An 11852-nucleotide genomic window follows, 5' to 3' on the forward strand; every position below is an offset into this window, starting at 1 on the left:
TTCCGGCTGCGTCGAACACCGGCCCGGGGCTGGGACCATACCCCCCGGTGGCCGAGGTATTCACCCGTTCGGCCCCGGCCCCGCGAGGGCGGCGGCCCGCCCTCAACGCGCCATCCACCGCCTCATGACGCCCAGCAGGTGGTCGGTGTCGACCGGCTTGGTGATGTAGTCCGAGGCGCCCGAGTCGATGCTCTTCTCCCGGTCGCCCTTCATCGCCTTCGCGGTCAGCGCGATGATCGGCAGCCCGGCGAACTGCGGCATCCGCCGGATGGCGGCCGTCGTGGCGTACCCGTCCAGCTCCGGCATCATGATGTCCATCAGCACCAGGGCGACGTCGTCGTGCTGCTCCAGCACCTCGATGCCCTCCCGGCCGTTCTCCGCGTACAGCACCGTCAGGCCGTGCTGCTCCAGCACGCTGGTGAGCGCGAAGACGTTGCGGATGTCGTCGTCGACGATGAGCACCTTCTCGCCCCGGAACCTCCCCGAAGGGGCGCTCCCGGAGCCGGACCCGGCCGTGGACACCCACGAGTCGCGCGCCGGCGCCCCGTCCCGGACCCCGGGCGCCTCCTCCGCCCGGGAGGGGGCGGGCAGCTCCGCCCGGCGCCGCCGTCCCGCCAGGCCGCCCGCCCTGCGGCCGTACGGCTCCTGCGCCGCGGGCCCGGCGCCGTCCGCCCCGAGGTCCCCCCCGGTGAGCTCGGCGAGCCCGGCGCCCTCGGGCACCGGGTGCCCGAAGCCCTGCGGGGGCAGCCCGCCCGAGTCCAGCGGCAGGTACAGGGTGAAGGTGCTGCCCCTGCCGGGCTGGCTGTCGGCGTGGATCTCGCCCCCGAGCAGGCGGGCGATCTCCCGGCTGATCGACAGGCCCAGGCCGGTCCCCCCGTACTTGCGGCTGGTCGTCCCGTCCGCCTGCTTGAACGCCTCGAAGATCACCCGCATCTTGCTCGCCGCGATGCCGATGCCGGTGTCGGTGACCGAGAACGCGATCAGCTCGTCGTCGGCGTCGCGCAGCGATCCCGCCTCCAGCAGCTGCTCGCGGATCTGCGCGGGCACGTCCGCGCCGGCCGGGCGGATCACCAGCTCGACCGCCCCGGTGTCGGTGAACTTCACCGCGTTCGACAAGAGGTTGCGCAGCACCTGCAGCAGGCGCTGCTCGTCGGTGTGCAGGGTGGCCGGCAGCTCCGGCGAGACCCGCACCGCGAAGTCCAGGCCCTTCTCCGCCGTCAGCGGACGGAACGTCGCCTCCACGTAGTCCACCAGCTGCACCAGCGCGATCCGGGTCGGGCTGACGTCCATCTTGCCCGCCTCGACCTTCGACAGGTCCAGGATGTCGTTGATCAGCTGCAGCAGGTCCGAGCCCGCCCCGTGGATGGTCTCGGCGAACTCCACCTGCTTCGGGGACAGGTTGCCGTCGGCGTTGTCGGCGAGCAGCTTGGCCAGGATCAGCAGCGAGTTCAGCGGCGTGCGCAGCTCGTGCGACATGTTGGCCAGGAACTCCGACTTGTAGCGCATCGAGACTGCGAGCTGCTCGGCCCGCTCCTCCAGGACCTGCCGGGCCTCCTCGATCTCGGAGTTCTTGATCTCGATGTCGCGGTTCTGACGGGCCAGCAGCGCCGCCTTCTCCTCCAGCTCCGCGTTGGACTCCTGCAGCTCCTGCTGCCGGTTCTCCAGCTCCGCCGAACGCTCGCGCAGCTGCGCGGTCAGCTCCTGGGACTGGGCGAGCAGCCTCTCCGTCTTGGTGTTGACGCTGATGGTGTTGACGCTGACCGCGATCATCTCGGCGATCTGGTTCAGGAAGTCCTGCTGGATCTGGGTGAACGGCTGGAACGCGGCCAGCTCGATCACGCCCAGGACTTGGTCCTCGAAGACCACCGGCAGCACCACCACGTGCGCCGGCGGGGCCTCCCCCAGGCCGGAGGAGATCTTCAGGTAGCCCGGCGGCACGTTCTCCATCAGGATCGCCCGGCCCTCCACCGCGGCCTGCCCGATCAGCCCCTCACCGGGCCCGAAGACCGTGGGCCGGCAGCGGCGCGAGTAGCCGTAACCGCCCGCCAGGCGCAGCTCCCAGCCCTCGCCCTCCCCGGCCCCGATCTCCGGCTGCTCGCCGAGCTGGTGGACCAGGAAGAACGCGCCGTGCTGGGCGGAGACCACCGGGGTCAGCTCGTTCATGATCAGGGCGGCGACGTCCTCCAGGTCGCGCCGGCCCTGCATCAGGCCGGAGATCCGCGCGAGGTTGCCCTTGAGCCAGTCCTGCTCCTTGTTGGCGAGCGTCGTCTCCCGCAGGTTGGCGATCATCGTGTTGATGTTGTCCTGGAGCTCCAGGATCTCCCCGGAGGCGTCGGTGTCGATCCGCAGGTTCAGGTCGCCGCGGGTGACCGCGGTGGCCGCCTGGGTCAGGTTGCGCACCTGGGAGGTCAGGTTGGCCGCCATCAGGTTCACCGACTCGGTCAGGTCCTTCCAGATCCCGGAGACCCCCGGCACCCGCGCCTGGCCGCCGAGCTTGCCCTCGGTGCCCACCTCCCGGGCCACCCGGGTCACCTCGTCACCGAAGGCGGACAGCTGGCCGACCATCGTGTTGATGGTCGTCTTCAGCTCCAGGATCTCCCCGCGCGCGTCCACGTCGATCTTCTTGGTCAGGTCGCCGTTGGCCACCGCCGTGGTCACCTGCGCGATGTTGCGGACCTGGCCCGTCAGGTTCGACGCCATGCCGTTCACCGAGTCCGTCAGATCGCGCCACACACCGGCCACGCCCGGCACCCGGGCCTGGCCGCCGAGGCGGCCCTCGGTGCCCACCTCGCGCGCCACCCGCGTCACCTCGGCGGCGAAGGACGAGAGCGTGTCCACCATCGAGTTGATCGTCTGCGCCAGCTGGGCGATCTCGCCGCTCGCCTCGACGGTGCTCTTCTTCGTCAGGTCGCCGTTGGCCACCGCCGTGGCCACCTGGGAGATGTTGCGCACCTGGCCGGTGAGGTTGTTCGCCATCAGGTTGACGTTGTCGGTCAGGTCCTTCCAGATGCCGGAGGCGTCGCGGACCCGCGCCTGGCCGCCGAGCTTGCCCTCGGTGCCCACCTCGCGCGCCACCCGCGTCACCTCGTCGCCGAAGTCCGACAGGGTGTCCACCATCGTGTTCACGGTGGTCACCAGCGCCAGGATCTCGCCCTTGGCGTCCACGGTGATCTTCTTCGACAGGTCGCCCTGGGCGACCGCCGTGGTGACCTCGGCGATGTTGCGCACCTGCGACGTCAGGTTGTTCGCCATCAGGTTCACCGACTGGGTGAGGTCCTTCCAGGTGCCCGAGACGCCCTTGACGTCCGCCTGGCCGCCCAGCATGCCCTCGGTGCCCACCTCCCGGGCCACCCGCGTCACCTGCTCCGCGAAGGAGGACAGCTGGTCCACCATCGTGTTGATGGTGTCCTTCAGCTCCTGGATCTCCCCCCGCGCGTCCACCTCGATCTTCTGCGACAGGTCACCGCGCGCCACCGCGGTCGCCACCTGCGCGATGTTGCGCACCTGACCCGTCAGGTTCCCGGCCATGCCGTTCACCGAGTCCGTCAGGTCGCGCCACACACCGGCCACGCCCGGCACCTGCGCCTGGCCGCCGAGGCGGCCCTCGGTGCCCACCTCGCGCGCCACCAGGGTCACCTGGTCGGCGAAGGAGGACAGCTGGTCCACCATCGTGTTGATGGTGTCCTTCAGCTCCTGGATCTCCCCCCGCGCGTCCACCTCGATCTTCTGCGACAGGTCACCGCGCGCCACCGCGGTCATCACCTGCGCGATCTGGCGGACCTGGCTGGTCAGGTTCCCCGCCATGAAGTTGACCGAGTCCGTCAGGTCCTTCCACACGCCGCTGACCCCGTCCACCCGGGCCTGGCCCCCGAGGCGGCCCTCGGTGCCCACGTCCCGGGCCACCAGCGTCACCTGCGCGGCGAACGACGACAGCTGGTCCACCATCGTGTTCACGGTGTTCTTCAGCTCCAGCAGTTCGCCGGAGACGTCGACCGTGACCTTCTGCGACAGGTCGCCGTTGGCCACCGCGGTCGTCACCTGCGCGATGTTGCGCACCTGACCGGTCAGGTTCCGGAACGCGGTGTTGACCGAGTCGGTGAGGTCCTTCCAGGTGCCGGCGGCCCCCGGCACCTGCGCCTGGCCGCCCAGCTCCCCCTCGACCCCGATCTCCCGCGCGACGCGCGTCACCTCGGCGCCGAAGGCGGACAGCTGGTCCACCATCGTGTTCACGGTGTTCTTCAGCTCCAGCATCTCGCCGGAGACGTCGACCGTGACCTTCTGCGACAGGTCGCCGTTGGCCACCGCCGTCGTCACCTGCGCGATGTCGCGCACCTGACCGGTCAGGTTCCGGAACGCGGTGTTGACCGAGTCGGTGAGGTCCTTCCAGATCCCGGCCGCCCCCGGCACCTGCGCCTGGCCGCCCAGCAGGCCCTCCGCGCCCACCTCGCGCGCCACCCGCGTCACCTCGCCGGCGAACGTGCGCAGCGTCTCGGTCATCGCGTTGACCGTGTCCGCCAGCTGCGCCACCTCGCCGCGGGCACTCACCGTGACCTTCTGCGACAGGTCGCCGTTGGCCACCGCCGTCGTCACCTGCGCGATGTCGCGCACCTGGCCCGTCAGGTTCCCGGCCATCGTGTTGACCGAGTCCGTCAGGTCCTTCCACACCCCGGCGACGCCGGGGACCTGCGCCTGGCCGCCCAGCTCCCCCTCGGTGCCCACCTCGCGCGAGACGCGGGTCACCTCCGAGGCGAAGGCGGACAGCTGGTCCACCATCGTGTTCACGGTGTTCTTCAGCTCGAGCATCTCGCCCGCCACGTGCACCGTGACCTTGCGGGACAGGTCGCCCTTGGCCACCGCCGTGGTCACCAGGGCGATGTCGCGCACCTGCGCGGTCAGCCGGGACGCCATCGTGTTGACCGAGTCCGTCAGGTCCTTCCAGGACCCCGACATCCCCCGCACCCGCGCCTGGCCGCCCAGCTTCCCCTCGGTGCCCACCTCGCTGGCCACCCGGGTCACCTCGTCGGTGAACACCGACAGCTGGTCCACCAGCCCGTTGACCGTGCGGCCGACCTTGAGGAACTCGCCGCGCAGCGGGTGCGCCGCCCCGTCCGGCCCCGTCGCCCTGAGGTCCATCCGCTGCTCCAGGTCGCCCTCGGCGACCGCCGACAGCACCCTGCCGAACTCCGACACCGGCCGGACCAGGTCCTCCACCAGCGCGTTGGACGCCTCGATCGCGGACGCCCACGCCCCCTCGCAGACGCCCAGCTCCAGGCGCTCGGTGACCTTCCCCTCACGGCCCACCACGCGCCGCACCCGGGCCAGCTCCCCGGTCAGGTGCTGGTTGCGGTCGGCGACCTCGTTGAAGAGCGCGGCGATCTCCGCCATCGGCCCGTCGCCCGAAACCGTCAGCCGCTTGCGGAAGTTGCCGTCCCGCATGGCGGTCAGAGCGCCCACGAGCCTGTTCAGGGCAGCGGTCTCCACCTCGGTGGTCCCGTTGCCGCGGGCCTGTCCGCCCCTCGCGCGTGCCGAGGCCGACCGCGCCGGAGCGGCCGCGCCTCCTCGCGTCGATGCGCCAGACTCCACCGTGTCCCTCCCGAAGGGTCGACCGACATACCGGGCAGTGCGCCGCAGGGGCACGCTCCAGTGTTTCATCCCGGTGTCGCCCGGCCATAACACTTCGGCAGCGCGCACGCGCCCCCGCACCACCTCCCGAGGCGGAAACACGGGCAACCGGGGCACAACACGGGGCCAAGGGTAAGTAACCTGGCACATGGCTGCCCGACGCGGGCGCGGCGTACACCTGCACGGAAAGTGACAGGGGGCACTCTCTTGCACGAACCCGGCCCCGGACCGGGCGGCCACGGGAAGCAGGAGTACCCGGGCAGCGACCAGACACGCATGAGGAGACCTGTGATCACCGCGCGGGCAGCCGCCACATTCGAGCCCGTCGGGCGCTCCGTCGCCACCGCGCGCGCCTTCGTCCGCGACACCCTCCAGGGCTGGGGCTTCTCCGACGTCGTCGACGACGCCGTCGTCCTCACCAGCGAGCTCGTCACCAACGCCGTCGTCCACGCCGGCACCTGGGCCGACGTGGAGTGCCTGCGCCACGACGGCGCCGTGCGCATCGAGGTCGCCGACCGCTACCCCGAGCGCGAGGTCCCCCTCCTCGAGAGCGCCCTGGCCGCCGGCAGCAACCCCGACCGCGAGGGCGGCCGCGGCCTGATGCTGTGCGCCGCCCTCGCGAGCCGCTGGGGCGTGGAGTACACCCCCACGCACAAGCAGGTGTGGTTCCTCCTCGACCTGCCCGACCGCCCCGCCGGCACCCGCTGGGCCGGCCCCGCCGTGCCCACCGCCGCGCTGCCCGTCACCGACGAGCGGGTCCGCGTCGCCGTCGTCCAGGTCGACCGCACCGGCTCCGTCGTCTCCTGGAACGACGACGCCCGGGAACTGTTCGGCCACACTGCGGACAAGGTCCTCGGCAGGCAGCTGACCGAGCTCGCCGCCTGGCCCCAGACCCCCGGCACCGGCATCGGCCTGGCCGAGGCCCTGAACCTGTCCCGCTGGGAGGGCTCCTACGGGATCCGCGGCGCCGACGGTCGGGTCCAGCCCGTCTACGGCTCCCACCTGCGGGTGCGCGACTCCTCCGGCGAGCCCTCCAGCGTCTGCCTGCTCGTGCGCGACCACGAGCGCGCCGTCCTGCAGACCCCCCAGCGCGGCCCCTCCTCCGGCGACCCGAACCGCCGGCCCGCCGACCCCCGCGGCAAGCACACCGACCCCTTCGAGGTCTTCATCGGCTCCCCCGCCCCCGACGACCTCGACGGACTCCTGCAGCGCACCGTCGAACGCGCCCGCGACATGCTCGACGGCGACTCCGCCTACATCCTGCTCGCCACCGACGACGAGACCGAGCTGGAGGTCCGCGCCTCCACCGGCCTGCCATCCTCCCGCCAGCGCTTCGCCCGCGTCCCCGTCGAGGCCGGCACCGGACGCTACGGCAGCGCCCGCATGCCCGCCGTCCACGAGGACCTCACCGTCGTCCCCGGCGCCGTCCCCCTCCTCGCCGGGACCGGGATGCGCTCGGTGGTCACCGTCCCCCTCAAGGTCGAGGGCCGCCTGACCGGGTCGCTCGGCGTCGCCTCCGAGGTCCCCGGCCGCTACACCAACGAAGAGGCCCTGCGGCTGCAGTTCGCCGCCGACCGCATCGCCCTGGCCGTCGAGAGCGCCCGCCTGACCGAGCTGGAGAAGCTCCGCCGCGGCTCCCTGTCCTTCCTCGTCGAGGCGTCCGACCTCCTCGCCGGCACGCTCGAACGCGACCAGACCCTGGCCCTGATGGCCCAGATGACCGTCCCCACCCTCGCCAGCTGGTGCGCCGTCTACACCATCGCCGAACAGGCCGAACCCGAGCTGGCGTTCGTCCTCCACGAGGACGAGGACCGCATCGACGGCCTCAAGGCCCTCCTGTCGAAGATCGACCCGCCCTCCCCCGACCCCACGCCGGGCGCCCGCATCTGGACCGCACCGTCGGAGGCCGCCCACTCCTCCGCCCTGCGCGCCTCCCTGCGCAGCATCGGCCTCGGCGAGCCCGGCCGCCCCGCGACCGGCCCGGGCACCGCGCTGGCCACCGCCTCCGCCGTGGGGGGCGAGACCGTCGTCCTCCCCCTGGTCGCCCGCAACCGCGTGATCGGCATGCTCACCCTCGGCAAGCCCGCCGACGAGCGCTTCCGCCAGGAGATCGTCGAACTCGCCGAGGACCTCTCCCGCCGGGCCGCCCTCGCCCTGGACAACGCCCGCCTGTACTCCGAGCGCACCGCAATCAGCCAGTCCCTGCAGCGCAGCCTGCTGCCGCCGGAGCTGCCCACCGTCCCCGGCGTCGAGGTCGAGGTCATCTACCAGGCGGCCGGCGAGGGCAACGAGGTGGGCGGCGACTTCTACGACCTGTTCCCCATCAGCGAGGGCTGCTGGGGCTTCGCCATCGGGGACGTCTGCGGCACCGGCCCCGAGGCCGCCGCCGTCACGGGCCTGGCCCGCCACTCCCTGCGCCTGCTCGCCCGCGAGGGCTTCGACGGCCCCGCCGTCCTGGAGCGGCTCAACGCGGCCATCCTCGACGAGGGCAGCCGCAGCCGCTTCCTCACCCTCCTCTACGGCCGGCTGCGCCCCCGCGAGGGCGGCGGCGCGGTCCTGAGGATGGTCTGCGCGGGCCACCCGCTCCCGCTGAGGCTCCGTCAGGACGGCACCGTGGAGACCGCCGCCGACCCGCAGCCCCTGCTGGGCGTCATGGACGACCTCGAGCTGTACGAGCAGACCTTCGAACTCGACCCCGGTGACGTCATGCTGTGCGTCACCGACGGAGTCACCGAACGCCGCGAGGGGGACCGGATGCTCGGCGACGACGGCCTCGCCGAGGTCCTCTCCCAGTGCACCGGCCTCACCGCCGGAGCCGTCGCCGCCCGCGTCCTGCGGGCCGTCGAACGGTTCGCCGCCGACGCGCCCTCCGACGACATGGCGATCCTGGCCATGCGCGTCCCCGAGCCGCAGGACGCCTGAACCGCGCGGCACGGCCCTCCCCGTGCCGCACCTGCCCCGAGGCAACGGGGGCGGATGCGGGTGCGGGTGCGGCCACAACGAGAACGGCCCCCGCCTCATCGGCGGGGGCCGTTCCCAACTGCAGAGCCCCAATACGGAATCGAACCGTAGACCTTCTCCTTACCATGGAGACGCTCTGCCGACTGAGCTATTGGGGCGGGCGAGCTGGAAAGATATTAACCCACCGACTCCCCGGTGAGGAAATCCGCCCCCTCAACTCCCCTCCCGCAGCGCCCGGCGACGACGGACAGCGGTGTCCCGCTGCCCTCCGGCGTCCGCGCGCGGCCGGCACGTGCGCGCCCGTGCATACCGGGCCCGCGGGTTCGGCACCGCCGAACCCGACGGTCACCGCCCGGCGCCGTCCTCCTCCCGCAAGGGGTCAGAGCAGTCCGCCGAGCGAGTTGCAGGCGGAGACGATCCGTCCCAGCCCGCGCTCGGTGAGCATCGGGTCCACCGGGAGGCACAGCACTTGCTCGACCGCCCGCTCCGTCTCCGGCAGGCGCACGTCCTTCCCGCGGTACTCGCGCATCCGGTGCACCGGGGTGGGCCACACCGCGGACGCGCCCACGCCGCGGGCCGCAAGCGCACGGGCGAACGCGTCGCGGTCCGGCCGGCCGTTGCCCGGCACGCGCACCGGGTAGCAGTGGTAGGCGTGGTGGGCCCCGTCGGCGACGCGGGGCGTGCCCAGGTTCCTCAAACCCCCGTCCAGCACCCTGGCGAGTGCCCGGCGCCTGGCCACCAGTCCGGCCGTCCGCCGCAGCGTCTCCAGTCCCTCGGCCGCCTCCGCGGCCGAGGGCCCGCGCCCCGCGCGGTCCCTGGCTCCGCGCACCGTGCCGGCGATGCGGGCGTCCCCGGTGACGACCGCACCGCAGCCGGCCCCCGTCCCGAAGACCGCAGCGGTCCCGAAGGTCCCCACCGGGCGTCCGTGGAGCTTCGCGCCGAGGGCGTGGGACGCCTCTTCCACCACGGGAATGCCGTGCCTCCGTGCGACCTCGCATATCCGCTCCATCGCCGCGGGGTGCCCGAAGGCGTGGACGGCCACGACGGCCGCGGTCCGCGGGGAGAGCGCCGCCTCGACGGCCTCCGGGCCCACGCAGAGGCTGTCCGGCTCTATGTCCGCGAAGACCGGCTCCGCGCCCACCAGGCGCACCCCCCGGGCGACGGCCTCCGGCGCGTAGGAGGGCACGACGACCTCGTCGCCGACACCGACCGCGAGAGCGGCCAGGACCAGTTGCACCGCTCCGGCACCGGCCCCCAGGGCCACACTGTGCCGACCGTCGAGCAGGTCGGCGAACTCTTCCTCGAACTCAGTCACTTCCGACTGTGCCGTCTTCACCAACGTCACCTCGTCACCTCCGGCCGGGATCGGTTCCACCATCCCTACGGCGGGCAAGGGCAGGCCGAGCAGCACATGAACAGAAGGCAACACGGCAAAAAACAAGAAGCCCCGGGCGGTGGCCCCTCGACGGGGCCCCGCACGGGGCTTCTCGCACAATTTGTTCGGCGGTGTCCTACTCTCCCACAGGGTCCCCCCTGCAGTACCATCGGCGCTGAAAGGCTTAGCTTCCGGGTTCGGAATGTGACCGGGCGTTTCCCTAACGCTATAACCACCGAAACGCTGTGAAGCTGCCGGCCGGAACACCAACCCCGCACGGGGGTGGGCTCGGCGGCCGTTACTTCAGAACCACACAGTGAACGCGAGCAGCTATGGACAAGTCCTCGGCCTATTAGTACCAGTCAGCTCCACCGGTTGCCCGGCTTCCACATCTGGCCTATCAACCCAGTCGTCTACTGGGAGCCTTACCCCCTCACGGGGTGGGAGCCCTCATCTCGAAGCAGGCTTCCCGCTTAGATGCTTTCAGCGGTTATCCCTCCCGAACGTAGCCAACCAGCCATGCCCTTGGCAGGACAACTGGCACACCAGAGGTTCGTCCGTCCCGGTCCTCTCGTACTAGGGACAGCCCTTCTCAAGACTCCTACGCGCACAGCGGATAGGGACCGAACTGTCTCACGACGTTCTAAACCCAGCTCGCGTACCGCTTTAATGGGCGAACAGCCCAACCCTTGGGACCGACTCCAGCCCCAGGATGCGACGAGCCGACATCGAGGTGCCAAACCATCCCGTCGATATGGACTCTTGGGGAAGATCAGCCTGTTATCCCCGGGGTACCTTTTATCCGTTGAGCGACGGCGCTTCCACAAGCCACCGCCGGATCACTAGTCCCTACTTTCGTACCTGCTCGACCCGTCGGTCTCACAGTCAAGCTCCCTTGTGCACTTACACTCAACACCTGATTGCCAACCAGGCTGAGGGAACCTTTGGGCGCCTCCGTTACCCTTTAGGAGGCAACCGCCCCAGTTAAACTACCCACCAGACACTGTCCCTGATCCGGATCACGGACCCAGGTTAGACATCCAGCACGACCAGAGTGGTATTTCAACGACGCCTCCACACGCACTGGCGTGCATGCTTCACCGGCTCCCACCTATCCTACACAAGCCGAACCGAACACCAATATCAAGCTGTAGTGAAGGTCCCGGGGTCTTTCCGTCCTGCTGCGCGAAACGAGCATCTTTACTCGTAGTGCAATTTCACCGGGCCCGTGGTTGAGACAGTCGAGAAGTCGTTACGCCATTCGTGCAGGTCGGAACTTACCCGACAAGGAATTTCGCTACCTTAGGATGGTTATAGTTACCACCGCCGTTTACTGGCGCTTAAGTTCTCAGCTTCGCCCGTCCGAAGACGAGCTAACCGGTCCCCTTAACGTTCCAGCACCGGGCAGGCGTCAGTCCGTATACATCGCCTTACGGCTTCGCACGGACCTGTGTTTTTAGTAAACAGTCGCTTCTCGCTGGTCTCTGCGGCCACCACCAGCTCAGGGCGCAAAGCCCGTCACCGGCCGTGGCCCCCCTTCTCCCGAAGTTACGGGGGCATTTTGCCGAGTTCCTTAACCACGGTTCACCCGAACGCCTCGGTATTCTCTACCTGACCACCTGAGTCGGTTTAGGGTACGGGCCGCTTCGCTGCTCGCTAGAGGCTTTTCTCGACAGCATAGGATCATCCACTTCACCACAATCGGCTCGGCATCAGGTCTCAGACTTGTGTGCGAGGCGGATTTGCCTACCTCGCGTCCTACACCCTTACCCCGGGACAACCACCGCCCGGGCTGGACTACCTTCCTGCGTCACCCCATCGCTCACCTACTACCCCCTCGGGCCGGCGGCTCCACCAACCAGCGGTCCGAAGACCACCGGCGGCTTCACGGCCT

General features: G+C 70.4%; 3 protein-coding genes, 1 tRNA gene and 2 rRNA genes (1 of these 6 only partly in view). 1 reads left to right on the forward strand and 5 read right to left on the reverse strand.

The genetic code is table 11. The annotated features are described in order from the left end of the window. Positions 1-102 precede the first annotated feature (102 nt). Complete coding sequence (locus tag GQS52_RS06560) at positions 103-5481, reverse strand: HAMP domain-containing protein (protein ID WP_259370628.1); 5379 nt, start codon at positions 5479-5481, stop codon at positions 103-105. A gap of 417 nt (positions 5482-5898) precedes the next feature. On the opposite strand from GQS52_RS06560, the gene GQS52_RS06565 reads away from it, so the two are divergent. Continuing rightward, positions 5899-8544, forward strand: a complete 2646-nt coding sequence (locus GQS52_RS06565; RefSeq protein WP_182312275.1) for a SpoIIE family protein phosphatase — start codon at positions 5899-5901, stop codon at positions 8542-8544. 124 nt (positions 8545-8668) lie between these two features. On the opposite strand, the gene GQS52_RS06570 is transcribed toward GQS52_RS06565, so the two are convergent. The 4 genes from GQS52_RS06570 to GQS52_RS06585 all read right to left on the reverse strand — a co-directional run. Then, a tRNA-Thr gene (locus tag GQS52_RS06570) sits at positions 8669-8741 on the reverse strand. A 221-nt stretch (positions 8742-8962) separates the two neighbouring features. Continuing rightward, complete coding sequence (locus GQS52_RS06575; RefSeq protein WP_259370629.1) at positions 8963-9898, reverse strand: aminotransferase class I/II-fold pyridoxal phosphate-dependent enzyme; 936 nt, start codon at positions 9896-9898, stop codon at positions 8963-8965. A 183-nt stretch (positions 9899-10081) separates the two neighbouring features. Continuing rightward, positions 10082-10198 (reverse strand): 5S ribosomal RNA (rrf, locus tag GQS52_RS06580). A gap of 92 nt (positions 10199-10290) precedes the next feature. Further along, a 23S ribosomal RNA gene (locus GQS52_RS06585) occupies positions 10291-11852 on the reverse strand; it runs 1554 nt beyond the window's last position.

It is taken from the genome of Streptomyces sp. SCUT-3 (genome assembly GCF_014083985.1).
Classification (GTDB): domain Bacteria; phylum Actinomycetota; class Actinomycetes; order Streptomycetales; family Streptomycetaceae; genus Streptomyces_H; species Streptomyces_H thermolineatus.

What these genes read in the sequence shown, in the direction of transcription:
- GQS52_RS06565 (WP_182312275.1), top strand. Translation starts at nt 5,899, where the DNA reads ATGAGGAGACCTGTGATCACCGCGCGGGCAGCCGCCACATTCGAGCCC.